Source organism: Balneola sp., from assembly GCA_002694685.1.
In the GTDB taxonomy this organism is placed as follows: domain Bacteria; phylum Bacteroidota; class Rhodothermia; order Balneolales; family Balneolaceae; genus Gracilimonas.
In genome coordinates, this window is record NZMW01000001.1 from 1 (window position 1) to 25997 (window position 25997).

Sequence of the window (25997 nt, forward strand, 5' to 3'; positions counted from 1 at the left end):
CAAGTTTCATTCTGATTAGGTTTTCTTCAGAAGGACAATCCATTTCAGAAATTTTAAAAATTGTTTTCTCCATTGTTCTTTTAAAAAGTTACCTATAACATATAATTATTTGGAATGAGGGAATGTGCAAAAATTCTTTATAAAAAGACAAATGTGTTAATTATAAGTCCCTGATATAAATTGAAGTATGTTATCAGGAATTATATCCTCAAAAAATTCCAGATAATATTTCCTGATAAAATCTGTAAGGAATGGCTTTGAAATCGCTCTTACTAAAAAAGGCAAGTAAGGGTATTTCATGAAAAAACCAAAACTTTTAGAGCAAGTCCGCACCGAAATAAGACGCAGGAATTACAGCTACAAAACAGAAACCGCATATATTAATTGGATCAAAAGGTTTATAAAGTTTCATGATTTCAGGCATCCGGGCAAATTGGCTAAATCCGAGATCGTGGACTATCTGAATTACCTGGCCAACGATAAGAATGTAGCAGCATCCACCCAAAACCAAGCCTTGTGCGCTCTTGTTTTTCTATACGAGCATATACTCGAACAACCTTTCGGAACACTGGATGATCTGAAAAGAGCAAAGAAACCAAAACGCCTTCCCGTGGTACTTTCAAAAAATGAAGTAGCAAGGGTATTGCAACACTTATCGGGAGTAAAAAAGTTAATTGTCCAGTTACTCTACAGTTCCGGATTCAGGATTTCTGAAGCGCTCAGGCTTAGAGTTCACGATCTTGATTTTGAGTATCAACAGATCATTGTCAGAAATAGTAAGGGACTTCGTGATCGGGTGACCATATTACCGGAAAGATTGCAGCCTCTACTGAAGACTCATATTCAGAAAGTGAGAAACTTACATGCCAAAGATCTAAATAAGGGATATGGAAGCGTGGCACTGCCAAAAGCATTAAGACGAAAATATCCTAATGCAGAGATCGAATTGGGTTGGCAATATATATTTCCTTCTAAAACCAGGGCAAAAGATCCGCGGAGCGGTAAATGGCAGCGATACCATATTTCCGGCTCAACAATTCAGAAAGCAGTTAAAGAAGCATTCCATAAAGCCCAAATTCACAAGAAAGCGAGTTGTCATACATTTCGCCACTCCTTCGCAACCCACCTCCTCCAAAACGGCTACGACATCCGCACCGTCCAGGAACTCCTCGGCCACAAAAACCTCAAAACCACAATGATCTACACGCACGTCATCAACAAAGGCGGCAACTACATCAAATCCCCGGTTGATGCTATTTGATGAATTTATGTAGGAATGAAATTAAATTTAGGAGTCATCCTGAGAGTACCCTCGAAGGACCTACACAAGTACGAAACGGCATCAACCCTATGAAGATGCTTCGGAGGTATCCTCAGCATGACTTGAGGTAGATAAAGAAACAAAATTAGGAGTCATCCTGAGGGCACCTCCGAAGGGAAAGCCGGGATCTTGGTGCAGGAAAGGGAAAAGAGGTTGAAGACAAGCATCCAGATTCCTGCCTGTGCAGGAATGAAGGAGGGGGTTGGTTTAAAATCGAAAATCACAGATCAACAATCGATCATCCGAAAATCCAATCACTCCACCATTATATCACCGTAGGAAATCATCTGCTGATTGCCGCTGAAGATGAATACGCGGTTCAATCCTCGGGCACCTTCAACATTACCGAATTCAGCAAACTCAATGGGATTGATTTGGAAGGTGGTAAGTCCTTGGGGAAGGGATTCAAAATCCTGGTACATGGTCCGGAAATCGTTGTCATCAAAGCGGGTCATTACAATAATTCCGTTCAAAGAATTAACGCCCGTCACGTTTACTTCAAACTGAATAGCCTGAGATGTATTAGCCGGATTCGGATAAGGAGGGACAATTTCTACCAACCCCTGAAACAGGGGCGAGGTACGCCAGTCGTCTTCATCTGCATCCTGTATAGCACCCTGATTGGTGGTTTGAGTGAAATTTTCGGGAAAAGTATACGCTTGTTTTTCGAAATCCCGCTGGGCATCATTCCGGGTACAGCCCGCCAGTAATAGTAGAGAAAAAAGAAAAATAGTTATTGAAATAAACTTTGACATAAAATGGCACGAACTAGATGTTCATTACGTTCGAATTTCGGGATACAAACCGTATCTTCAGTTCAACAAAAATACAAAACATTCACCATAATATAACGATGCTGCATATTGCCGGAATAAAAAATTGTAACAAAATCAGAGATACCAAAAAGTGGATGGATACTCATGATGTTGAATATGAATTTATTGACGTCCGAAAAGATCCGTTAACCCGAGAAGAGCTCAAGGAGCTGGAGTATAAAGTTGGGCTGGATGTATTGGTGAATAAACGCGGGCGCAAGTGGAGAGACTTAGGTCTGGCGGATAAAGATTTATCCGATGATGAACTATTTGAGCAGCTTTTGGAGCATCAGGTCATGATTAAACGTCCGGTTTTAATTAAGGACGAGTCTGTTTTGGTGGGTTATGACGAAGATTCTTTTGAAGCTTTTGTTGCCGAAGAGGATCCGGAAGAGAAATAATCGGTTTTATACACCCGTTGTAGGGCAGGCTCAATTATGACAAAAAATTTACTCATCATACTTTTATTGCTGTTCACCACACCGGTGATGGCACAGCATTCTTTTCCGGATAGCAGTAGTACTCCGCCTACTATGGAGGAGCTTTTTTCGGTGAAGGAAACCTTCCGCTATGAGGTTAAATATGGCTTTTTCAAATTGGGCTGGGTGAATGTAGAGCTGCTCAGCGATTCGGTTTATGAGGGCCGAACCCTGAATCATCTCCTTACTGAAATTGAGTCGAACCCAAGTATCCCATTCATGGGTACCGAACTGGATCGGTTTCACAGCTTGTTTTATGTGAATGAAGAAGGGCTGCCTTTAGAGGTTAAATACTGGAAGGATAACATTGATGAAAACGAATACGATGAAATAGAGTATTGGTTTGATCGTGATATAGGGAAGGTGTATTACAAGGAGGAAGACGACACCCGGGATACACTGGCTTTGGAAGACCCTGCCACATCGGGTCATTTGATTTTCTATTTTTCCCGACTATTTGCTGGAAGCGAGGAGGATTATACACTTCCGGTTTATGTAACGAAAGAGGCGGGCTATATCTTCGCCGATAACTCCCTTAAAACAGAGAAACGTAATTATGAGCCTTTTGATGGTCCCGTAGATGCCTATCTGATGGAAGGAAATACGGAAAAAATTGAAGGGCCTTTTGGTTTTTCCGGCAGGTTCAGAGCATGGTTCCTGGACGACGACCTGAGGGTTCCTCTTGAAGCCCGGGTAAAAGTACTTTGGGGAAATGTAATTGTACGAATGATAGATTATACACGAGAAGAATTATGAATAAAGTTTTGATCAAGAAGCTGGAGCATGGAAAGGATTTGTCCTTGCCGAATTATGAAACGGTGAATGCTGCCGGAATGGATATCCGGGCTGCAGTTACAGAATCTATCACCCTAAAACCGGGAGATAGAACGCTGATTCCAACAGGTTTTCAAATGGCTTTACCGGAGGGATATGAGGCTCAAATCCGTCCCCGCAGTGGACTGGCTATCAGAAATGGAATAACGATGTTGAATTCTCCCGGAACCATTGATGCGGACTACCGGGGAGAGGTGAAGGTGATCGCAATCAACCACGGGCAAGAGGACTTTGTGGTTAATCACGGCGACCGAATTGCCCAAATGGTGATTGCACCGGTTACACAACTTCCACTGCTTGAAGTAGACGAGCTCGATGAAACGGATCGGGGGGAAGGCGGGTTTGGCAGCACGGGAGTTGGTTGAACATTGAATATCGAACATTCAACACTCAACAAGGAACTCTGAACACCTATTCAAAAAGTCATCCTGAGGATACCTCCGAAGGATCTGCAAAAGTTTAAATCTGTATTCCCAAGCTGACAGTTAAAGCCTGAAAGCTGCCAGCAATTATCTATGACTAACAACCTCCGTCCGTATCTAACGCTCATCAAAGAAAACAAAGACTTTCGACGTCTTTGGATCAGTCAGTCAATTTCTAACTTTGGGGATTGGTTTGGCTTACTGGCTCTCTATGCCATCATCGGCAAATATTCGGATTCAGAATTTCTGTTAGGGCTTATCATTGTTGTGAAGATGTTGAGTCTGGCTCTTTTCTCACCTTTTGCCGGCTATATCGCTGATCGGTTTAATCGCCGTAATTTAATGATCTGGTGTGATTTGTTGAGAGGGTTGGCTGTTTTGGGGATTATTCTTGTTCAGTCGGTTGAAATGCTTTGGCTGGCCTATGTGCTTACGGCTGTTCAAATGATGTTATCCGCAGTTTTTGAACCGGCTAAAACTTCCTCTATTCCTAATGTCACCTCAGAGGCAAACCTCACCAATGCCAATATCATATCTACGGCAAGCTGGAGTATAATCTTCACCACAGGAATGGCGATCGGCGGTTTTGCGACTGAATGGCTGGGAACCGATAACGTGCTTATCCTGGATTCTATCAGCTACGTGATTTCGGCTTGGTTTGTATATCGGGCCACGATTCCACAGAAAAGGCTTTCAAAAGAGGAAATGTACAGAACCCGAAACCCACTCAAAGGAATCAAAGAAGGGTTAAGCTACCTGATGGATAACCGCCAAATTCTGCGCCCGACACTGGCTAAAGGAACCTCTACTGTATTTCTGGGTGGACTCGTTTACTTGCTCATCATCGTCAGTGAAGAAGTGCTGATGATGGGAAGTATTGGACTTGGGCTGCTTTATGGAGCACGGGGAATTGGAACAGGAATTGGTCCGGTAATAGGGAGGCGGCTATTTAGTGACGAAAAAGACTGGGTCATGGTAATGGGTTTAGCCATCACTTTTTGTGGGTTGATGTATATGATTGTTGGGTTGGTAAACAGCATTTATCTGATGCTGATTTTTGTGCTGCTTGCACATTCGGCATCGGGCACAAATTGGGTGACAAGTACGGTACTCCTTCAAAAAAGAACACAGGATACTTTTCGGGGACGCGTGTTCAGCACCGAGTGGCTATTGTTCACGATAGGCAGTTCTATTTCGACCATTATCGCTTCCCTCATCCTTGAGTTAGAATTAATGACCGTAAAACCACTCATTATGGTGTATGGTGGAATCATGGTTTTAGGAGGAATTTGGTGGAGCTTTACGATTACCAAAGACGAAAAAGCCTGGCAAGCTGATAAATAACCCGTCATCGCGAGGAGTATTGGTGCCAGAAATCGAATCATGCTGCCTTTCGACGCGGCGATCTCCATGCACTACTTGGGGTGGGGTGCCGGTTCAGGGAGATTGCTTCGTTGTTTAGCTTCCCAATCCTACATTCAACATTATGAGTGCCTCGCAATGACCGGCTGATATCGGTCAACTGGAAATGACGAGTCTGATTTACTATAATCTAAAATGAGTAGAGACAAAGATCTATATATTTATATCCTCACTAATAAAAATCACACCGTACTCTACACCGGTGTAACGAGCGATTTAGTAAATCGTATTTGGCAACATAAAAACAAACAGGTTAAGGGGTTCACAAAAAAGTACAACGTTGATCAATTAGTCTATTTTGAAGGTCCGGGCGATCCGATTCATGCAATTGAAAGAGAGAAACAAATTAAAGGTGGTTCCAGACAGAACAAGATTGACTTGGTTAATTCTATCAATCCAAAGTGGAGAGATCTTTATGAAGATATCATCCCTGAAGGATATAAGAATCCAAACAAAATGTAAGAAAAGTCCGTCATCGCGAGGAGTATTGGTGCCAGAAATCGAACCATAATGCATTTCGACACGGCGATCTCCACGCACTACTTGGGGTGGGGTGCCGGTTCAGGGAGATTGCTTCGTTGTTTAGCTTCCCAATCCTAGATTCAACATTATGAGCGCCTCGCAATGACCGGGTGGGAAAATTAAGTAAGAAATAAAGAATCACAAAAAACGCCGAAGCAGGTTTACCACTTCGGCGTTGAATGTTCTTTATTCAATGTTCGATATTCTCTTAGTCTTCCGGCAGATTGAAATCTACATTAGTTCTGTAGTCTCCAAGCAGGTGCTCTGAGAAATAGTACCACATCATCCGCTGGAAGTAGGGATTGTAAGGTCCGAAACCATGTCGTCGTCCTGGAAGAATCATCATATCAAAACGCTTACCGGCTTTGATGAGGGCATCAGCAAGACGGATAGTGTTGGCCGGATGTACGTTGTTATCCATGTCACCATGAACAAGCAGTAGTTTCCCTTTCAGGTTTCCGGCTAGAGCAGCATTGGTTTCAACAGGGCCATCAAAGGTGATTCCCTCTTTCTCAACTTCAACGCTGTCTTCATTCATAACCTTAACGGTTTTGCGGGTTTCTTTAACCCCATTATGAACTTCACCCCACCAGATATTATAGATGTTGTTGTCATGGTTACCAGCTGATGACACAGCTACATCATAAAAATCAGGATAAGTGAGCAAAGCAGCTGTACTCATAAAGCCACCTCCGGAATGTCCGAAGATCCCGACACGATCCTGATCTACAAAAGAGTGTCGGGAGGCGAGTTGCTCAATACCGTACTTATTATCAGCAAGAGGATAATCGCGCATATCGCCATATCCATAGTTGTGATAGTACTTGGATCGGATTGGGCTACCGCCGCGCTGTCCAAAGGCTACCACTACAAAGCCAAGCTGGGAAAGCGATTGGTTTCTTCCGGTTGAACCACCCACTGAAAAACTGGTAGGGAAGGGCTCTGTCTGTGGTCCCGGATATACGTAGGTAATGATGGGATAGGACTTGGTGGAATCAAAGTCGAACGGTTTCCACATCACACCGTAAAGGTCGGTAGCTCCGTCAGCTGCTTTCACTTTAAATTCTTCCGGTGCTTCCCATCCAATTTCTTCAGCAGCGGTCATATCAACCTGCTGAAGTTGAATTTTTACTTCTCCGGAGGCATCTCTAACAACGGCTCTGGTTGGCATATCAACACGGGAATAGTTGTCTACAAAGTAGTTGCCTTCTTCGGATGCGTTGATGTTATGATTAGCATCTTCAGGAGTTAGATGACGAGAACGGGAGCCATCAAAACGAACGGAATAAAGATTCTCAAAATAAGGATTTTGTCCTTCTTCTTTTCCATACGCAGAGTAATAAATGGTTTGAGCGGCCGTATCGATTTTAGCAATATCGCCAACGGTATAGTATCCGTTTGTGATTCTATTCTTGAGGTTTCCGTTAGAATCGTATCGGTAAAGCTGACCCCATCCGGTTCTTTCACTCCACCAGATATATTCTTCACCTTCATTAATGATGGCAAGCTGGGCATATCTGGTATTGAAATAAGGCTTGCTCTCTTCTGAGAACAACACTTCAACTTCCCCGCTAGTGGTATTCGCTTTCAATACGTCAATTTTACTCCAGGTACGGTCACGACGGAGTATATACAGATAATCTGATTTATCGGTCTCAAAAATACCTCCACCATTAAAATAAGCACCACCAAGTGATTGATCTTCCCACTTGTCGGTATCAAGGGTAACGGATGTTTCCGCATCAGGATCAAACACTTTAATCTCGTCTACATAAATATCTTCTTCTCCGGGCATAGGATATTTATACGTTTCCAAAGTAGGACGGTCGCCCAAGGAGTTGATAACCCAGAGATCATCTACAAGCCTTTTGTCCTGACGCTTCACCCATAATTTCTGTGAATCCTCAAACCAATTTGCACGTGCTCTTAGTCGTTCATCAGATGTAGTGTCACTGTCATCGGCTTGGTAGCTGAACCATTTTTTACCATCAACGGTAAGCTGAATTTCGGTGCTGTCTTCATCATCGGCACGCATCACAAAAAGGTCATGATTTTTGGCGAATGCAATCCAGGTACTGTCGGGGGAGTAGCTTGCCCATCTTTCCTCTTTCTCTTCACTTAAAGAATCCCCTTTTACCAACCTATTACCATTCACATTATAGGTGAAATTGATGCTATCTACATGGAAGGTGAATCGCTCTTTGTCGGTGTCGTATTCAAAATCATTGAGCTCCAAATCTTTGGAGTTGAATGTCCGGTTAAACATTTCCGATAGCTGGGAAGCCATCACTTCACGGTCAAACAATTCTCGCTGATTGCCCCGAGCCGCATCTACAAAATACCAGTTGGTGCCTTCGGCATTTTCAAAAGGATACCAAAAGGTGTCGGTGTCTTCAATCCATCTGGGCCATACAAAAGTATCGCCAATCAGTTTGTCCATCTTTTCGCCGGTAAAGCGTTCGGCGGCTTCAAAATTTGCTTGTGCTGCTGCGGTCGTGTTTAAACAAACAGTTAGCAGGGCTAAAGCGAATATGCTTTTTATAATTCTGTTGATCATTGTTTTGACTTCGTTCTAAATTTATGGCTGGTTTAATTAAAGGGATATTTTTGTAAAATATTCATAATTGTTTGGGGTGATTATTTTTTTCGCTGGCATAAAAAAAGCCGGATTCAAAAGTGAATCCGGCTTAAATTATTTTACAGTGATTTAGTCTTCAGGAAGATTGAAATCTACATTAGAGCGATAATCACCTAAAAGGTGCTGGGAAAAATAATACCATTTTTGTCGTTCGAAATAAGACTGATATTGACCGAAGCCATGTCGGCGACCTGGTAAAATCATCATATCAAATCGTTTGCCAGCTTTAATAAGCTCATCGGCTAAACGAAGAGTATTTGCCGGGTGCACATTGTTGTCAATGTTTCCGTGAACAAGTAGGAGGTGACCTTTGAGGTTCTTTGCCAAAGCTCCGTTGGTTTCAATAGGGCCGTCGAAAGTAACTTCTTCGCGTTCAACTTCCACGCTGTCTTCATTCATCTCTTTGATGGTCTTTGTAGTTCTCTTCACGCCATTATGCGTTTCACTCCACCAGTGATTGTACACGTTATTATCGTGGTTACCGGCAGAAGAGACAGCTACATCATAAAAATCTGGATAGGTTAACAGTGCAGCTGTACTCATAAAACCACCGCCTGAATGACCAAAGATTCCAACCTTATTTTGATCAACAAAAGAATGTCGGGCAGCCAATTGCTCGATACCATATTTATTATCAGCAAGAGGGTAATCACGAAGATCACCATGGCCATACGTATGGTAGTAACGAGAGCGAACCGGACTACCACCGCGGTTACCAAATGCTACAACTACAAAGCCGAGTTGTGCCAAAGCCTGATTTCTACCGGTATATCCCTGCAGAGAGAAACTGGTTGGGAAAGGCTCTGTTTGTGGTCCTGGATATACATAGGAAATAATGGGGTAGGATTTCGTTGAATCGAAATCGAATGGTTTCCACATTACACCATATAGATCGGTGGCACCATCGGCAGCTTTAATCTTAAATTCTTCTGGCGCTTCCCATCCAATATTTTCAGCTTCAGTCATATCAACTTCCTGAAGTGTGAGGATGATTTTACCATTACGATCTCTTATAACAGATCTCGTCGGCATATCAACTCGTGAATAGTTATCAACGAAATAGTTGTCTTTGTCGGATTCAGAAACGCTATGGTCAGCATTTTCAGGAGTCAGATGTTTGAAGTTTGATCCATCAAAGCGAACACTGTATAAATGCTCGTAATATGGGTGATCGCCATCTCGGCCGTAACCTTCAAAGTAAATTGTTTGAGCTGAGGTATCTATTTTCACAATATCACCTACTACAAAATTTCCAGTAGTGATTCGGTTTTTAAGATTTCCATCAGAGTCATATCGGTACAATTGACCCCATCCGGTTCTTTCGCTCCACCAAATGTACTCTTCACCATCGTTGATGATAGCCAAATCCTGGAAGCTCCAGTTAAAGTAGGGCTCGCTGGTTTCGCTGAGGAGAACTTCTGTTTCTCCGGTTTCAGTATTACCAATCAGGATATCAACTTTATCCGAAGTTCTGTTTTCGCGGTAGATATAGAGTTTGTCAGAAGGGGTAGATTTGTAATCTCCGGTTTGATGATTGCCATAATTAGCTCTCAGTTCCTGATCTTCCCACTTATCTGTATCCATGATCACCCGTTCACGGCTGGCAATATCAATCACTTCAACCTGAGGGATACCAATTTCTTCATCACCGGGCATAGAATATTTATAGGTTTCTAAAGATGGTCTTTTGCCACCTACATTAATCACCCAAAGGTCTTCTACTTTACGGTCATCTGTACGGGTCAGATAAATCTTACTCTCGTCATCAAAGAAGCTGACTCTTGCTCGTAATCTCTCATCACTTGTAGTGTCACTTTGGTCGGCCTGATAACTAAACCAGCGCTCACCGTCTTCTGTAAGCTGAATCTCGGTACTGTCTTCATCATCACTTCGCATAATAAACAGGTTGTGATTTTTAGCGAATGCGATGTAAGTGCTGTCAGGAGAGTAGGTAGCCCATCGTTCTCGTTCCTCTGCTTCTAAAGAATCGCCTTTAACAAGATTGCTTCCATCTACGCTGTAAGTGAATTCAACACTGTCAATGTGGAATGTGAAAAGCTCTCGGTCAGTATCATAGTCAAAGCCGTCAAGATCCAGGTCTTTCGAATTGAAAGGCCGTTCAAAAATTTCAGTAAGCTGAGCCGCCAGATCTTCCTGATCAAAAAGAAGACGTTGAGAAGGTCGTTCGGCATTTACATAATACCAGTTTCTGCCTTGGTTGTTTTCATAGGTGTACCAAAAATTATTGGTGTCTTCAATCCATCGTGGAAAGACTGAAGTACTTCCAATTAATTTGTCCATTTTTTCGCCGGTAAAACGTTCGGCGGCCTCAAAATTTGCCTGTTGCGAAAACCCAACATTTGAGAAAAAAGCCACAAATAATATGGCTAAAAGAGAAGATTTAGTAAAAGTAGTATTCATAAAGTGACATTGATGTTTAGATTAGGTCTGAAATAAACGACTTAATTTTGTAAAACACTGTCATAAATAAGAGAGGGCAGAAGGCAAAGGCAGGTATCAGTCAAGGTTTTGTTTCTGAGATTTGAATTCCTCATCGTCAATTAAACCCTGTTGCCAAAGTCCGGTAAGGTATTCTAGCTGGTCCATAGAACCCGGGCTATATTTTGTTTCTCTGGGTTTGGTCTGCTTCTCAGCTTCAAGCCTTTTGAGTTCGGCTTCAATAGCTTTTTCAATTGAAGAACTGATCAATTCAGGATTTTCAAGGCCAATAAGCTCGACCTCTCTGCCTTGGGTTCTCAGCGTGACACTTCCTACACCAAATCTAAGATCTCCTGATCGTGCCTGCTTTATATCAACCAGATCAATGTTTTGGGATATATGCCCATCAGTAACTGTGATTTTACGATCAGTTATTTTATAAGAAATCCCGCTTCTTGTTTTGGAAGCTTTCCAGATAAAGTAGAAGCCAATTAAAATGGGTATTAATAAAACCCCGAAAAAGTAATGCCAGAAAAAAGCTTTCCACGAGGGAGTGATAATGATTGATTTTTCGTTGTTGTTCATGTCAAATTTTACAGATTATATCCTCAAATTATCGGTTGTAAATTTGTATATTTTACACCGTAAAACGTAGCCATAGTTAATAAAATTCGAATACTTTTGAAAACCTGGAAATACGTAGTAGCCGTCTGGATGACTTTAGTTATTGCCGGCGGATTTTTAATCGAAATTCCTGACATCCCAATTCTCGAACAAACGGCACGGAATATCTTTTTCCACGTTCCCATGTGGATGACTATGTTTTTCATGTTTATAATCAGCTTTTGGTATAGCATCCAATATCTGAATGAGCCGAACATGGAGTTCGATATCAAAGCCTCTTCGGCTGCTTCTGTGGGTGTAGCATTTGGGATTTGTGGTCTGCTGACTGGCTCACTGTGGGCACGGTTTACCTGGGGCTCCTGGTGGACATTTGCTGAACCCAAAATGAACCTTGCAGCACTCGCAATGATGATATATGTGGCTTATTTTGTGTTGCGCTCGGCTTTTGATGATCAGGATAAACGCGCAAAATTATCAGCTGTTTATAATATTTTCGCTGTCACTACCATTCCTTTTTTGTTGTATGTGGTTCCGCGCCAGCTAACAAGCTTGCATCCCGGGGCCGACGGTAATCCGGCTTTTAGCGAGATAACAGCCGCTGAACTTCGTTATATTCTATATCCGGCCTTCATTGGATTCATTGCAATGTCGTTCTGGATTTATGATGTCGTTCATCGATATAAAAAGGTTCAATTCGAGATTGAGAATTCGTAACTTTATCATTCGAAAAGAATTAGAAATTAATGCAAGAAAATTCACTCGCTGCCGTTGATACGCTGACCCAATCTTACTCTAACAATTGGAGTGGGGCTCCGGGTGCAGAAGAAGCTGGAGCATTTATTCAATTTATGTCATCAAACGAACTTATATATGTAGTGCTGGGAGTAAGCCTGATAATCTGGGCGGTACTTCTATTCTTTCTTTTCCGTGTAGATAAGAAAGTGAGTAAACTGGAAGAACAAATTCAATCATCTAAAGAAGCATGAAACCGAAACTGATTATTGGAATCGTAGCTATTGTTGGTTTTACCTCGTTGTTGATGTACAACTTCGGTGAGAGCATAAGTACTTATACCACCTTTGAAGGTGCTTCAGAAATGGGCAGTGCCCATATTCCCGGAACATGGGATGCTGATAAGGGAGCCGAATTCTCATTAGAAACTAAAAAATTCATCTTCTACATGAAGGATGAAGACGGCGTTTCTAAAAAAGTAGTCTATCCTAAACCTAAGCCAAACAACTTTGAACAAGCTGATCAATTGGTGGTGATTGGGGAGATGAAAGGTGATACCTTTTACGCAAATGAGATGCTAATGAAGTGTCCGTCTAAGTACAACGATGCCGATCCAAGTCAATTTAGTGAAGCTGCTCAGGGATAACTGTCTTTATGTTAGGAATTATAGGTAAAATCCTGATCTCCGCCTCCTTTGTCACATCTTTGGCGGCTATGATCTTTTATTTCATTTCAGCCAACCGCGATCAAGAAAGTACATTGAGAGCCGGAAACTGGCTATTTGCTGCCAAGACCACTTTTCTTGTAGCAGCTTCTGGAATTTTAGTGTATCTGATTTTTCAGCACCAATTCCAGTATTACTATGTGTTCAATTACACTAGCCTTGACTTGGCTCCGCGCTACCTTTGGTCTGCGTTTTATGGGGGACAAGAGGGCAGCTTTATGCTCTGGATTCTCTTTACCGCGTTCTTTGGTTTTGGGTTGATGAAGTGGACCCGGAAACCCTACAAAGCTCCGGTTCTTTTCTTTCTTACACTGACTCAGGTATTTTTACTTTCAATGTTACTGGGATGGGATATATTTGGCCTGAAATTAGGTGCTTCTCCATTTAGAACCATAGCAGAGGAAATGCCAAATGCGCCGTTCCTGCAATCCAATCCGGATTTCATTCCAAATGACGGTAGTGGTTTAAATGACTTGTTGAAAAGCCCCTGGATGATGATTCATCCTCCGATTCTATTTGTGGGTTTTGCTATGATGACCATTCCTTATTGCTTTGCGATGGCAGCCTTATGGAAGCAGAAATACAACGAATGGATTGGTCCTGCTTTACCGTGGACGCTTAGTGCTAACGTTTCATTGTTGACAGCGATTTTTCTTGGAGGATATTGGGCCTATGTCACGCTTTCCTTTGGTGGATATTGGGCTTGGGATCCGGTTGAAAATGCCTCATTGGTTCCATGGCTGATTGGTACAGCTGGAATTCATACCATGATTATTCAGCGGAAAAGTTCAGTGGCTCAAAAGTCATCTATTTTATTCGCGATACTGGCATACGTGGCTGTAGTGTACGAAACATTTTTAACCCGCTCGGGGATTTTGGGGAGTTCTTCCGTTCACAGCTTTGTGGATTTAGGATTATATAATCAGTTGCTCGCATTCATGCTTGTGGTAACGGGAGTAGGACTGGGTCTATTCTTCTGGAGATACAAGGAAATGCCTTCACCGGAAAAAGAGGCTAAGATTTTAAGCCGTGAATTCATGACGGTAACAGGGGCAATGCTCCTTTTAATTTTAGGTCTCGTCATTATACTTGGGACAAGCTCGCCGATTTTAGGAAAGTTATTTGTTGAGAACCCAACTCCTCCTGAAATAAGTTTTTATAACGACTGGAGCATGCCGATCGTAATGATTATGGCCATTTTTACGGTTCTGGGTCAATACCTGTTCTGGAAAAAATACGATGCTGAAACTTTGGCATCCGCGCTTATCAATCCGCTTTTGGTTACCAGTGTTGTTACCGTTGTTTCCATAATTTTAGGTGATGTTCGGAATCTGTATTACATGGTTTATTTGTTTTGCGGATACTTTGCTGTATTTGGAAATGCGTGGGTGCTTGTTCGGTTAACGTTCAAGAATCCAAAACTAATTGGAGGGTCTCTGACTCACATTGGCTTTGGGTTACTGTTGGTTGGAATCCTGGCTTCATCAGCCTACAACTCGGTACTGGTTGATCAGAAAACAGCGAACTATAATGTAGCTGTAGAGCAGGGTGAGGTTATGGATGAACAAGGCTTTAAAGTCACTCAGAAAGAAGAAATGCTGTTGCTTAATCTGGACGAACCGGTCATCGTTGATAACAGATACGCCGTGACTTATGAAGGATACGAGCTCGATAATACAATCAGAAGAGGGCAGCAGACATACAGGATTAAGTTTGAGCCAATTGATGGCGGTAAACCATTTTACATGAATCCGGAAGTGTACCCGATGCTAACTACCTCTACAGCTGAGAATATCCAATGGTCCGTTGACCCGGATGTGAGAACCGGTTTACTCAGCGATATCTATTTATATGTTGGCGGAAGTTCATATGTGCAGGAGCAAAACGATCAGGCTCAGAAGAATCGGCAAATGATGCAAAATGCTTCTGCTCAGGACACGGTTTCTGCAGAAGAACCTAATGTTCAGAAAATGAATTTAAATCCCGGGCAGACAGCTGACATCGGGAAGTTTAAAATTCGGTTTGTTAATTACGCCCGAACAGACAGCTCAGAACTTCCTCCAAACACTACCATAGGTGTACGTGCCGAAGTCGAGCTTATTCATCCCGCAAGTGATAGGGTTATCACTTTAGAGCCTTTATTCGCAGTGTACAGTCAGGATGGACAAAGTTATATTTACTCGCCTCCGGCTAGGGTTCCTGATTTTGATCTTGAATTCCAGTTCACTGAAATCAACCCGCAAGAAAACAGCATAGAACTTACCGTTACCGGACTCGAAGAAGAGTATGAACCGGAATGGGTGCTCATTGTTGCAGACGAGAAACCATTTATTTCCGTTGTATGGTTGGGCACGTTTATTCTCATGGCTGGATTTAGCATTTCTATTTTCCGACATTGGGGACGTGAGAAGGAGAAAAACACAGAATCCTAAAAAACTGAATTATGAACTATTCGAAGTTTAAGAAAGTCACTTCTTCATTGAATGTTCAATGTTCAGTGTTCATTATTTTATTCGCTGTAATATTCAGTCCTGGTGTTGAAGCTCAGGTTCAAACAAAAGAAGACTCACCATCACCAAGAGGAGCTTTTTTGCGCTCCTTAGTAGTTCCGGGCTGGGGACATTATTATGCTGAAAATGATAATTGGAACCGTGGTAAATACCACCTGGCCGGCGAAGTAGTTTTAGTACTTTCTTACTTTGGATTGGACGCCCGCGCGAACTATCTCGAGAACGATTACTACACCTTTGCCAGTGCCAAGGCTAATACCAACCTTGAAGGCAAGTCAAGGCAGTATATATTAGCGGTTGGTAATTATAATAACCTTGCCGCCTATAATGATGCTCAGCTAAGAACCCGTAATTGGGACCAAGTCTTTCCAGAAACTCAGGAATTTAACTGGAATTGGGAAAGCACTGAACTTCGCTTTCAGTATCAGGATGCACGTGAAAGGGTAGAACGAAGCCGAAGCCAACTTCCAACCTTAGTTTCTTTAATGGTCGTAAATAGACTGGTAAGTGGATTGAGTGCTTTCATTCATGCCCGGGACCTTTCCCAGAATATTCCGGAAGCCAGTTTTACGTATGTAAATACATTCGGTCAGCCGGGTGTAACAGCTAATCTTCGATTTAACTTTTAGAAAATTTTGGATTTTATGCTTTTCAGAAGCAATAATTCCGTCTTGAATTCTGAAATGAATTTTTTCTAAAAAGGAACTCCAGCGCCTTGAAAAACGCTTCCAAAAGCCCTAACCTGACAAAAATTCAAATCAAAAGTAATAGGATATAATGGACGTTAAGAAAGTAGCCGTAATTGGCGGTGGAACGATGGGAAATGGCATTGCACACGTATTTGCTATGAATGGGTTTTCTGTTAATCTCATTGAGACTAAACAAGAGTTCGCTGATCGCGCGGTCGGAACTATTGAGAAGAACCTCGACCGAATGGTGAAAAAGGAAAAGATTGATGAAGCTAAGAAGTCATCCACACTCGATAGCATTACTGTTTTTCTGGATATTGCTGAAGGTGTTAAAGATGCTGACCTCGTAGTAGAAGCCGTTCCCGAGAATCTAGATATCAAAAAGTCTGTGTGGCAACAAGTTGATGAAGCTGCTCCTGATCATGCAATTTTTGGTTCAAACACATCTTCTATTTCCATTACCAAGCTAGCCGCTCTTACTTCTCGCCCGGAGAAATTTATTGGGATGCATTTCTTTAATCCTGTTCCGGTGATGAAGCTGGTAGAAATTGTTAAAGGACTTCAAACGGATGACGCTACTTACGAACTAGTTGAAATGACTTCTGAGAAACTCAACAAAGTTCCAGTTCCAGTAAACGATGCTCCCGGATTTGTTAGCAATCGCGTGCTGATGCCCATGATTAACGAAGCAATTTTTTGTGTCGGCGAAGGAGTGGCAACAGCAGAGAACGTAGATGAGGTGATGAAGCTCGGTATGGCTCACCCAATGGGACCTCTTCGGTTAGCTGACTTTATTGGGCTAGATGTATGCCTTGATATTTTAAATGTGCTATACGAAGGATTTAAAGACCCTAAATACCGCCCAGCTCCATTGCTTGTTAAAATGGTTGATGCCGGTAAACTCGGTAACAAAACCGGCGAAGGGTTTTATAAGTACGACTAGAAAATTACTTGATCAAAGTGGTAACGAATCAATCTGCACCTATAGCTTAACGAAGTAATTTATAAGTAAAAAGTCGGTCATCGCGAGGAGTATATTTACCTAAAGTTGGGCAACATTGCCATTCGACGTGGCGATCTTCTTAATCTATTTGGGATGTTTATTCTGGTAGATTGCCGCGTCGTTATAATTCGCAAGCATACTTACAAATCTGGGCTCCTCGCAATGACATGTGTATTTTTACTAGGCAAGGATCAAAAGGCTTAAGCAGCAACCGAATCATCAAGAATTTCATCTGCAAGGTAAATCACCTTGTTGGCTTTGAGTAGCAAATCCTGAAGTTTTTTACTGACCAGCTGATTGACCTCATTGAGGCTCTTAGGTGAGGTTAATTCATACTGGAAGTATGAAATTAGGTTAATGGCTGATAGATAGCGCCCATGTTCGTCTCCATCAATTTCAATGTGCCAGCGGGTGATGATGTCATCTTTGGCAAGAAGATCATTTACTTTCTTACTTATCGATTCCATCCAGCGGCTGGCTTTTTCGATACGATAATTACCGGCTTCTCCGGGTATTTCAGGTTGGCAGCGTTCAATATCAAACAACCAGCTCATCTCAACATCAATGGTAGGGGTAACCGTAGAATTGGTTAAAGTTTCGATCTTGAGAAAAGGATGACTATCCATACCTTCCAACTCTTTAGCCATAGAAGTTTCTCTGAAACTGTCCCAATCAAAATTTATAGAAAGTGAATCCATGAAGTTAGACGTTTCGTCCAAACCTATGATTAATTCTAAACCAGTGGCATGAATCTTATTATCTTCCCACGTGGTGAACTTATTGGCCTTTATTCCCCTTTTCCCCAATTTTGATTCAACAGTATTGACAATAGAATTGAATATTGGATAATGCATGAAACCCTTATTTCCCTCTGTATTAAATGAATTACTACGAGTTAATATATCTAAAGCAAGAGCTTAAAAACAAGTTGATTGCCGGCAGAATTGAGCAGGCGGTGAGTCCGTACAAGAATTTTTTGGAACTTTTTGTGGCCGGAAAGACCGATAAACACCGATTATCGTTCAGTTCATCTCCTGGGAATATTGCGTTATATCTGGATAGTTACAGAGGCGCAAAAAAAAGCAACACCATTGATTTTTTTGAAAGCATCTACGGTGTAGAAATTACTGACGTAACCATACCAGAGACCGACCGGTGGGTATTTATCCATTTTGATAATGGCGCGAAACTTCACTTTCGTTTGTTCAGTAATCGGGCAAATGCCTTTCTATCAAAAGAAGGTGAAATCACAGAAGTTTTTAAAGAATACGACAAAATTGGAGCAGAGCCACCGAGTCCACAGGAACTAAATGTTTTTAAGATTGAGGAAGACATCAGCAGAAAAAGCACGAAGAATAAAATCGTAGCAATAAACGCGATGTATCCCCGGCAAAATATCCAAGAGCTCACAGATATTTATGACTTGGATGATAAAAGCGAGGAAGAACTGAGAGAATTCGTTCGGGAAACCTGTGAACAAATGGCGGAAGAGCCTTTTCCCCGATTATTAGAGAATGGGGAGGTTACACTGTTTTCAGAAAAAACCTTGCCTGTCCCAACTGAAAAACGATTTGTTTCAGTAAACGAATTGGTTCTATACAGATATAAAAACTATTCCCGTAGTCAACGGTTAAAACAGCGTAAGTCATCACTTCTCAAGAGTCTCAAAAGAAAGATAAAGCGCACGAAATCCGGTCTTCGTAATTTGGATGAGGCAGATAAAGGATTGGAGCGGGCTGAAAAATACGAACAATGGGGTCACATCCTTATGGCTAATGCGCATATTGGGAATGTGAATTCAGAAGAAATTGAAGTGGACGATTTATATGGAGAAGGTGAAAAGGTGACCATTCCCCTGGAGCAAGAAATGGACATTGCTGAAAATGCTCAGCGGTATTACAAGAAGTCATCAGGAGCTGAAAAGTCCTACGAAGAAGCCATGAAGCGCATCCCCATCATGCAAAAAGAAAAGGAAAAGGCGGAGCGGTTATTGGCAGAAGCTGAAGAAATAACGAACCTATGGGAATTTAAAGACTGGGAAAGTGAGCATGAGGCAGAGTTAAAGGAATATCGGAATCAGGGTAGCTCGGATGATGAAGATCAGCTGCCTTTTCACACATTGGAAATTCAAGGCTACCCTGTATGGATAGGGAAAAATGCGAAAAGCAACGATACCTTAGTTCAAAAAGCACACAAAGAAGATGTATGGATGCATGCCCGTGGGGTGCCCGGATCTCACTTAGTAATAAGAATGGGGAATGATAAAGGGATGCCCTCAAGACAAGTGCTGTTAGAAGCTGCTTCTTATGCTGCGTTTAACTCGAAGGCTAAAGGTTCGAATCTGGCTCCGGTTATCATCACCAAAAAGAAATACGTGCGCAAGCCTAAAGGTTCACCTCCGGGCGCAGTGGTTGTGGATAAGGAAGATGTTGAAATGGTAACCCCAAAAAAACCGAATACATGAATTCGTACCGCTTAGAAAGGTTTAAAGACAGTATCTATGTTTGTGGATTTATGGCTTCAGGAAAAAGCACCGTAGGTAAATCTCTGGCAGATAAATTAGGACGTGAATACCGTGATTTAGACGCTGTTATTGAGGAAAAAGAAGAGCAATCGATAAAAGAGATTTTTGAAGAAAAGGGGGAGGAATATTTCAGAGAAAAGGAATGGGAATACCTTCTGGATTTAACCCGGCACTTTAAAGGGGTTGTTTCGCTGGGAGGGGGAGCTCTGCAAAACCAGCGTATTATTGATCATCTTAAAGTGAGTGGAATACTGCTATATCTGGAAACTCCAATGGAAGTAATTGTGGATCGAGTGCTTGAAAGTGATGAGCGCCCAATTCTGTTTAATGAGTCCGGAAAAATTAAATCCAGAGAAACTCTCTTTACAGAGCTGAAAACCTTATATTCCGGCAGAAAAACATTCTACAAACAGGCTCAAATTACTATAGATACTACCTTGTATTCATCTGTTGATGAAATAACAGAAGCAGCTATTGAAAAAATTACACGGCATGTCTGAATCTATATCCGTTCAAACATCCACACAAAATAAGTACGAACTGCACTTTGGCTATGACCTTTCTGCAGAGCTGGAATCCTATATCCGGCAATTTGGCTCATCTAAAGCTTTCTTGATGGTTGATGCTTTTGTGTTGGAGCACCATAGAACTCATTTTGAAAGGGCATTAAAAAAGCATTTTTCAGAATTACACGTATTTGAAGTTCCTCGTGGCGAGCAAGCCAAAAATATCGAAGTTTATAAACAAGCTTTGGATTTTGTATTGAACGAGGGCGTGGAGCGAGGAACTCCTCTATTTGCGATTGGCGGAGGGGTAACCGGTGATTTGTCCGGTTTTGTAGCTGCAACGGTACTTAGAGGCATACCTTTAGTCCATGTTCCTTCAACTTTGCTGGCCATGGTCGATAGCTCGATTGGCGGGAAAACAGGTATAAATCATACTACCGGCAAAAACCTAATTGGGAGCTTTTACCAACCCAAAGCGGTTTTTATGGACGTTAAGTATCTGGAAACTTTAGCCTACAAAGAATGGGTGAATGGACTCAGCGAAGTACTTAAATATGGAATGATTCACAGCCCGGAAATTCTTGACGAAGTAAAAACCTTGTTGGATGAGGATAATTTCACAAATGGAAAATCTTGGCTGCCTCTTATCCAAAAAAGTGCACAGATAAAAGTGGATGTTGTTTCAGAAGATGTGCTGGAAGCCGGAAGACGAGCTTTTTTGAACTTCGGGCATACTTTTGCTCATGTGATTGAAAGAGAAGGAGCCTATAAGCAATACTCCCATGGTGAAGCTGTTTATGCAGGAATGATAGCTGCGGTTCATGCTTCGAATTCTTTGGGAGCTTCTATTGAGTTGTCCAATTTATTGCAGTTTAAAGCGTTGTATAAATTGTCTCTGGATAAAATATCATCATCACCGGCAGAACTTGTTGAATGGATGAAAACAGATAAGAAAGTAAAGGACGAACAAATTCGACTGGTTTTATTAAAGGAAATGGCTTCTCCCTATGTATATAACGTTTCTGAGACGGAATTTGTTAAACTTGCCTGGCATCATACTCTAAATATTTTTCAATAGTGGCTTACATCCGTTGGTTACATAAATCCTGGAATGTGTTCTGGACCTTTATCGGGGTTCTTGTGCTTACCGTGGCTTTGGTAATTGGTGCGGGATTTGGGCTGATGCAGCTTCAGCCTGTTAAGAATCAAATAGCCGATCAGCTTGAAAATCGGTTCAGTAAAAATTTCCAGGGAGTTCTAAGTATTGGTAAGCTGGAAGGACTCGTTCCCTTACAGGTAGACTTGAATCAGGTGAAAATATATCCGGATTCATCAGAGTTTGAGCCTGTTTTAGAAACAGCTTCCATTACAGCAAGTTTAGATTTTTGGTCATTACTGCAGAATAGGGTAGTTATAAATTCATTAAGCGTAAAAAGCCCGAAAGGTGTTATTGATCCGGATAGTGATTTCTCCTTGGAACAAGCTTTCAATCCAAAGCAGTCTGCTATAACAAAAGACCAGGAGCTGATCTCTGAAGGATCAAGCAGTAGATTTCAGATTATTGTACCTGCTGTGCTTATTGAAGATGGAAATTTCACCTTCCGAAACGCTTTAAGTACTGAGAATAGATTTTCATCGGGCGACAGCCTGCAGTTTCAGAATGTTCATATGGACTTATTCTTTGAGTTCACCGAAGACCAGCGTTTTGTGGATGTAAATAAATTCGAGTTTGGAATCCCTGAATTGAGTATCCCAAAGGTGGAATTATTTGGGCAGATTTATAATGATTCCCGCTTTCTGGAATTGAATGCTTTAAACGTTAAAGTCGGGAATTCCAATATCCGTTTTAGCGGAGAAGCTGATGGGGTGAATCTGCTGGCCGGAAATGCTCTGGAACAGCTAACGGAATCTAAACTGACCTTTCTGATTGATCGGTTTTCAGCAGAGAAAGAGGATTTGTCTAAATTTGTACCAGATGCTCCTGAGTTTCCAGCTACATTAAGAGGCACAATAAGAGGAGAAGGAAGTCTTGATTCCTTGTATTTTCCCGCCGCTGAAATCAGCATTGGAGAGAGCTTTGCTAACTTGAATGGGTATGTGAAGAATCTTCAAAATCCGTCTGACATTTTCTATGACATTAATCTGGATGCCTTAATATTTGGGCAGGAAGAGCTCGCCATTTTTGGAGAATATCTATCCCCTGAACAGCTTTTAGCTGTAGCCGAAACCAGAATAGAAGGTCAAATATCAGGAAGTAAATCTCAGGCAACGACTAATTTGACCGCCCGTCATTCTCAACGAGGTGAAATTCGGACAGAGGGAAGTATAGACTGGGAATCTCAGATTGCCGTCGATTATAACTTCAACACAGACTCTTTAGATCTTGGGAATTTATTCGATCCTCGAGTGCAGTCCACTAATCTTACGCTAACAGGAGAGTTCAAAAGCTCTTCCCTTGATTTGAAGAACAGCGTTGGTGGGCTTGTGATAAAATCACAGCAAGGCGTACTTGATAGCCGCAACTTTGATAGAGTTTCCATATTGGCAAATTGGAATGATGGCATTATAGAACCTGATATCAGGGCAGAGGTGAATGGTTCTTTGATTACTACAAATGGCAGGGTTGATCTAAAGTCTTCGCTACCAAGCTACTCGCTTCAGGGAAGTGCGGGTAATATATACTTGAACGACCTGATCCGGGATGGAAGGATGGAAGAAGTGTATGCTGATGTAGAGTATGACTTTAATGTTAAAGGGAAAGAATGGAATGAGTTGTTTGGTCAGGTAAGTCTGGATATTACCAGAGCAGTTGCCGGAGATGATACATTGGGTCGCCATCAAATATATGTTGATTTCAATGAGCCGGAAGCACAAAACCGAATTTTACGGCTTACCTCAACTGCTTTTGATGCAACCATAGAAGGCGACTTTGAACCTGCTAGCTTGGTTACATTAGGTAAACAATGGAGCTCGTACTTCACACAAAGAGTGAAAGAAGAATATCTTTTTGAAGAAACAGATGTGATTTCAGATTCCATTCGGATTACTGAGAATCAAAATGTATCTGTAACGGCAAGGCTCAAAAATCTGGGTATCATAAATGCCTACTATCCTGCATTTCCGATGGTCACAACTTCAGCCAGAATTAACTCTACTGTAAATGTTAATTCTCAGCGGCTGCTTTTTAATGCAACCCTGATTGATTCCAAAACCGAAATGAAGAATCTGGAAGCTGATTCACTTATGCTTCAACTGACGGGTGGGTTTAGGAAAGAAGCTAAGCTCAAAGAATTTTCAGGCCTCCAGTTTCAAGCGAATGCATCAAACTTAGACTATGGATATCTAATAGGGAAACAGGTAAGCATTTCTGCAAACGTGAATCAGGACTCTGTTGATATTCAAAGCAACATCCGCCAGATAGCAGATGAAGCGTCTTTTGTTTTTAATGCCGGCGGGCACATTAGCGACAATGCATTGAGCCTCTTTATTAAGAATTTTGAGCTTGGAGCAGATACCTATCGCTGGGTGAACCGGGGGACACCTATGGTTGAATATCAGGCAGATGAGAGTCTAGTGCTAAGAAATTTTGTGTTCGAAAGTGACTCCCAGTTCGTTGGGATTGACGGTACCTTCAGTAACCTTCCTGAGGATTCAGTTAATTACAATATCAGCGAGGTGAGGCTTGATCGACTTTCTGACCTGATTGCTGGTCGCCTTAGCTTTGGCGGTGTATTGAACGGTGATTTTACCACCCGAACACTAACAACCGTTCCAACTATTCAGGGTGATGTAGATGTGGAAGCTTTTGACCTGGACGGGACTCTTTTCGGTGATGTAAACATTTCGAGTAAATATAATCAGCAGCTAGATCGCTTCGATACCAATATTTCTGTGAGTACAGATTCAGCAAAATATCCGTCTTACTATGCAAATAGCGACAGGCAAGGACAGGAATTTGATATCAACGGATATGTGCTCGCTCCTGTAGAAGGTGATTTCCCTGACGCAGATACGCTGTACCAGTTTGATGTAGATTTCAAGAATATTGACCTCTGGATTCTACCATACATCGGGCCTAAAGTTTTTGCTGAAGGTGCCGGACTTGCACAGGGAACGGGTAAAATCTGGGGGAATCTGGAAACTTATGATTTTGAATCCAGCTTTGATGTTGGTACTGAGGATGCAGCTTACTTACGTCCGAATTTTCTGGATACTTACTACTATGCTCAGGGCAACCTCACTTTCACAAGAAATGCCGGGTTCACTTTTAATGACATTTATTTGATTGATCCTTCCGGTGGTAATGCTATACTCGGCGGCTTTTATGATACCAATGATTTTGGCCCAACCGATAGCATGCGAATCAGTTTAGAAATGGATGAGTTCCAGTTTCTGAATAGCTCATTTGATCCCACTGTCGCCTTTTTCGGTAAAGCCTATGGCTCAAGTACGGTTACAATTTCAGGGACAAACTTAAACCCGGTATTGCGGACGGAACAACCGATTGTTATTTCTGATTTCTCGGAAATATCCATCCCTTTATTAGAAGAAACAGAGTTTAATGAGGATAGCCGCTTCATCAGATTTGTTGATTCCTTTGATGTAAGTGATCTCACAAATAATTCTTCCTCGGCAAATGAACGTAACAGAATAAACGGTGCACCAAATCAAACAGAGGAAGAGCTTACTTTTGCAGAACGCTTTACACTGGATTTACAATTTGTAGCAAATAACCCGATGACTGTTCGGCTTATTTTTGATCCTGTAACCGGTGACATTGTAACAGCAGACGGGACCGGCCGCATTCGTATTCTGCTTGATGATGAGCAGGTTTCTATGTTTGGTAGATTTGATATAACGGGTGGTCGATATCAGTTTGTGAGTGGGGATATTTTTACCCGCCGCTTTGAACTGGAGCCAGGTGGTAGTATTACTTGGGAAGGCGATCCCGCAAATGCACGCCTGAATTTAAATGCCATTTATGGTGCTCGTCCAGATATCAACACCTTAAGTAATACTGGTGCAAGAGACCCTGAAAACGCCCAGCGCGTACCTGTTGAGCTTGTTTTGAATATTGGTGGAACAATTACAAGTATCGAGAATAATTTCTTTTTCCGGTTGCCTAATACTTTTGAGTCACAGCAAAGTTCAACTCTGTCAACTCAATTAGCATCGATTAACCGAGACGAAAGTCTGAAGCTGATTCAGGCCACTAATTTCATGTTAATGGGTGATTTTATACCAGTTTCCTCAGCAGGACAAACACAGAATAATTTGTTTGGAGAAAATTTGTCAGGTAGTGCTGCGGTACTAAATCCATTGCTTTCGAGTCAGGTTATTAACCCATTGTTATCAAATCAGGTGAATTCGTTATTGAACAGTGATTTGAGTAGTTTAGATGTAGATTTTAACCTAAATACTTATAACCAAGTAGATCTTGGAGTAGCCCTTCGGCTTTATAATGACAAATTAATTCTACGCCGTGAAGGACAAATTACTGGCAGGCAATCTAATATTGGTGATTTAGGTGCTACTTATCAGATAAACCGTACCTTTGCTGTTACTGCATTTCACCGACAAGACCTGACTTTTGGAACCCTGAGTAGTACCGACCAATCACAACAGTCTCAAGATATAAATGGGGTAGGGGTTGAGGCCAAAGTAAGTTTTAACACATGGGATGAATTTTTTAAACGATTACTCTCACCGTTCAGAAAACTATTTGGCTCAGATAAGAAAGAACAAAATCAAGAAGACATAACAGAAAATAGATTGGGAGAAGATCCCACTTAA

The 25997-nt window shown here is 41.8% G+C and carries 20 protein-coding genes and 1 pseudogene; 16 read left to right on the plus strand and 5 right to left on the minus strand.

Annotated elements, in window-relative coordinates; genetic code table 11:
- The first annotated feature begins 298 nt into the window (after window positions 1-298).
- Window positions 299-1261, plus strand: coding sequence for an integrase (locus tag CL667_00005; GenBank protein MAL16064.1), 963 nt, complete (start codon window positions 299-301; stop codon window positions 1259-1261).
- A 314-nt stretch (window positions 1262-1575) separates the two neighbouring features.
- Here CL667_00005 and CL667_00010 read toward each other — a convergent pair whose 3' ends face one another.
- Window positions 1576-2076, minus strand: coding sequence for a hypothetical protein (locus CL667_00010; protein MAL16065.1), 501 nt, complete (start codon window positions 2074-2076; stop codon window positions 1576-1578).
- Window positions 2077-2174: 98 nt separating this feature from the next.
- Here CL667_00010 and CL667_00015 point away from each other — a divergent pair, with 98 nt between their 5' ends.
- The 5 genes from CL667_00015 to CL667_00035 all read left to right on the plus strand — a co-directional run bounded on the left by CL667_00015 (window position 2175) and on the right by CL667_00035 (window position 5755).
- On the plus strand, window positions 2175-2537 hold the full coding sequence (locus CL667_00015) for a hypothetical protein (GenBank protein MAL16066.1): 363 nt from the start codon (window positions 2175-2177) through the stop codon (window positions 2535-2537).
- A gap of 36 nt (window positions 2538-2573) precedes the next feature.
- On the plus strand, window positions 2574-3371 hold the full coding sequence (locus CL667_00020; GenBank protein MAL16067.1) for a DUF3108 domain-containing protein: 798 nt from the start codon (window positions 2574-2576) through the stop codon (window positions 3369-3371).
- Complete coding sequence (locus CL667_00025) at window positions 3368-3814, plus strand: dUTP diphosphatase (GenBank protein ID MAL16068.1); 447 nt, start codon at window positions 3368-3370, stop codon at window positions 3812-3814. The genes CL667_00020 and CL667_00025 overlap by 4 nt, the downstream gene beginning before the upstream one ends.
- Before the next feature lie 150 nt (window positions 3815-3964).
- A complete protein-coding gene (locus CL667_00030) occupies window positions 3965-5215 on the plus strand; it encodes an MFS transporter (GenBank protein MAL16069.1) in 1251 nt (416 codons plus the stop codon).
- 213 nt (window positions 5216-5428) lie between these two features.
- Window positions 5429-5755, plus strand: a complete 327-nt coding sequence (locus tag CL667_00035; protein MAL16070.1) for an excinuclease ABC subunit C — start codon at window positions 5429-5431, stop codon at window positions 5753-5755.
- A 268-nt stretch (window positions 5756-6023) separates the two neighbouring features.
- Here CL667_00035 and CL667_00040 read toward each other — a convergent pair whose 3' ends face one another.
- From CL667_00040 to CL667_00050, 3 genes are all read right to left on the minus strand, one after another.
- The gene (locus CL667_00040) at window positions 6024-8372 is read right to left on the minus strand and encodes a S9 family peptidase (protein MAL16071.1); all 2349 of its coding nucleotides are present in this window, start codon (window positions 8370-8372) and stop codon (window positions 6024-6026) included.
- A gap of 150 nt (window positions 8373-8522) precedes the next feature.
- Entirely contained in the window at window positions 8523-10874 is a 2352-nt protein-coding gene (locus CL667_00045) for a S9 family peptidase (protein MAL16072.1), read from the minus strand.
- A gap of 96 nt (window positions 10875-10970) precedes the next feature.
- Entirely contained in the window at window positions 10971-11477 is a 507-nt protein-coding gene (locus CL667_00050) for a hypothetical protein (protein ID MAL16073.1), read from the minus strand.
- A 129-nt stretch (window positions 11478-11606) separates the two neighbouring features.
- Between CL667_00050 and CL667_00055 the strand changes: the two genes are divergently transcribed.
- The 6 genes and pseudogenes from CL667_00055 (at window position 11607) to CL667_00080 (ending at window position 17114) form a co-directional block, all read left to right on the plus strand.
- Window positions 11607-12230 (plus strand): ABC transporter permease, encoded by a 624-nt coding sequence (locus CL667_00055; protein ID MAL16074.1) that lies wholly within the window; start codon window positions 11607-11609, stop codon window positions 12228-12230.
- 29 nt (window positions 12231-12259) lie between these two features.
- Entirely contained in the window at window positions 12260-12502 is a 243-nt protein-coding gene (locus tag CL667_00060; GenBank protein ID MAL16075.1) for a hypothetical protein, read from the plus strand.
- On the plus strand, window positions 12499-12894 hold the full coding sequence (locus CL667_00065) for a hypothetical protein (protein MAL16076.1): 396 nt from the start codon (window positions 12499-12501) through the stop codon (window positions 12892-12894). The genes CL667_00060 and CL667_00065 overlap by 4 nt, the downstream gene beginning before the upstream one ends.
- An 8-nt stretch (window positions 12895-12902) precedes the next feature.
- On the plus strand, window positions 12903-15404 hold the full coding sequence (locus CL667_00070) for a hypothetical protein (GenBank protein MAL16077.1): 2502 nt from the start codon (window positions 12903-12905) through the stop codon (window positions 15402-15404).
- A gap of 119 nt (window positions 15405-15523) precedes the next feature.
- Window positions 15524-16111, plus strand: a pseudogene (locus CL667_00075) (hypothetical protein).
- Between the two features lie 148 nt (window positions 16112-16259).
- Window positions 16260-17114: a 3-hydroxybutyryl-CoA dehydrogenase gene (locus CL667_00080; GenBank protein MAL16078.1), complete on the plus strand. Its 855-nt coding sequence runs from the start codon at window positions 16260-16262 to the stop codon at window positions 17112-17114.
- A gap of 260 nt (window positions 17115-17374) precedes the next feature.
- Here CL667_00080 and CL667_00085 read toward each other — a convergent pair whose 3' ends face one another.
- Window positions 17375-18028 carry a hypothetical protein gene (locus tag CL667_00085; GenBank protein MAL16079.1) on the minus strand — a complete coding sequence of 218 codons (654 nt, stop codon included), beginning with the start codon at window positions 18026-18028 and terminating at the stop codon, window positions 17375-17377.
- A gap of 26 nt (window positions 18029-18054) precedes the next feature.
- On the opposite strand from CL667_00085, the gene CL667_00090 reads away from it, so the two are divergent.
- From CL667_00090 to CL667_00105, 4 genes are read left to right on the plus strand one after another with little or no spacing between them, the layout of a single operon-like run.
- Window positions 18055-19638, plus strand: a complete 1584-nt coding sequence (locus CL667_00090; GenBank protein MAL16080.1) for a hypothetical protein — start codon at window positions 18055-18057, stop codon at window positions 19636-19638.
- Window positions 19635-20198 carry a shikimate kinase gene (locus CL667_00095; protein ID MAL16081.1) on the plus strand — a complete coding sequence of 188 codons (564 nt, stop codon included), beginning with the start codon at window positions 19635-19637 and terminating at the stop codon, window positions 20196-20198. Before CL667_00090 ends, CL667_00095 begins: the two co-directional genes overlap by 4 nt.
- On the plus strand, window positions 20191-21282 hold the full coding sequence (gene aroB, locus CL667_00100) for a 3-dehydroquinate synthase (protein ID MAL16082.1): 1092 nt from the start codon (window positions 20191-20193) through the stop codon (window positions 21280-21282). The genes CL667_00095 and aroB overlap by 8 nt, the downstream gene beginning before the upstream one ends.
- Window positions 21282-25997 (plus strand): hypothetical protein, encoded by a 4716-nt coding sequence (locus CL667_00105; GenBank protein ID MAL16083.1) that lies wholly within the window; start codon window positions 21282-21284, stop codon window positions 25995-25997. The genes aroB and CL667_00105 overlap by 1 nt, the downstream gene beginning before the upstream one ends.

Bases quoted from the DNA above. Each gene is read 5' to 3' on its own strand.
- CL667_00015 (MAL16066.1), top strand. From the start codon at position 2,175: ATGCTGCATATTGCCGGAATAAAAAATTGTAACAAAATCAGAGATACC.
- CL667_00090 (MAL16080.1), top strand. From the start codon at position 18,055: ATGAATTACTACGAGTTAATATATCTAAAGCAAGAGCTTAAAAACAAG.
- CL667_00080 (MAL16078.1), top strand. From the start codon at position 16,260: ATGGACGTTAAGAAAGTAGCCGTAATTGGCGGTGGAACGATGGGAAAT.
- CL667_00030 (MAL16069.1), top strand. From the start codon at position 3,965: ATGACTAACAACCTCCGTCCGTATCTAACGCTCATCAAAGAAAACAAA.
- CL667_00035 (MAL16070.1), top strand. From the start codon at position 5,429: ATGAGTAGAGACAAAGATCTATATATTTATATCCTCACTAATAAAAAT.
- CL667_00020 (MAL16067.1), top strand. From the start codon at position 2,574: ATGACAAAAAATTTACTCATCATACTTTTATTGCTGTTCACCACACCG.
- CL667_00065 (MAL16076.1), top strand. From the start codon at position 12,499: ATGAAACCGAAACTGATTATTGGAATCGTAGCTATTGTTGGTTTTACC.
- CL667_00045 (MAL16072.1), bottom strand. From the start codon at position 10,874: ATGAATACTACTTTTACTAAATCTTCTCTTTTAGCCATATTATTTGTG.
- CL667_00050 (MAL16073.1), bottom strand. From the start codon at position 11,477: ATGAACAACAACGAAAAATCAATCATTATCACTCCCTCGTGGAAAGCT.
- CL667_00070 (MAL16077.1), top strand. From the start codon at position 12,903: ATGTTAGGAATTATAGGTAAAATCCTGATCTCCGCCTCCTTTGTCACA.
- CL667_00060 (MAL16075.1), top strand. From the start codon at position 12,260: ATGCAAGAAAATTCACTCGCTGCCGTTGATACGCTGACCCAATCTTAC.
- CL667_00005 (MAL16064.1), top strand. From the start codon at position 299: ATGAAAAAACCAAAACTTTTAGAGCAAGTCCGCACCGAAATAAGACGC.
- CL667_00095 (MAL16081.1), top strand. From the start codon at position 19,635: ATGAATTCGTACCGCTTAGAAAGGTTTAAAGACAGTATCTATGTTTGT.
- CL667_00055 (MAL16074.1), top strand. From the start codon at position 11,607: ATGACTTTAGTTATTGCCGGCGGATTTTTAATCGAAATTCCTGACATC.
- aroB (MAL16082.1), top strand. From the start codon at position 20,191: ATGTCTGAATCTATATCCGTTCAAACATCCACACAAAATAAGTACGAA.
- CL667_00010 (MAL16065.1), bottom strand. From the start codon at position 2,076: ATGTCAAAGTTTATTTCAATAACTATTTTTCTTTTTTCTCTACTATTA.
- CL667_00085 (MAL16079.1), bottom strand. From the start codon at position 18,028: ATGCATTATCCAATATTCAATTCTATTGTCAATACTGTTGAATCAAAA.
- CL667_00025 (MAL16068.1), top strand. From the start codon at position 3,368: ATGAATAAAGTTTTGATCAAGAAGCTGGAGCATGGAAAGGATTTGTCC.
- CL667_00040 (MAL16071.1), bottom strand. From the start codon at position 8,372: ATGATCAACAGAATTATAAAAAGCATATTCGCTTTAGCCCTGCTAACT.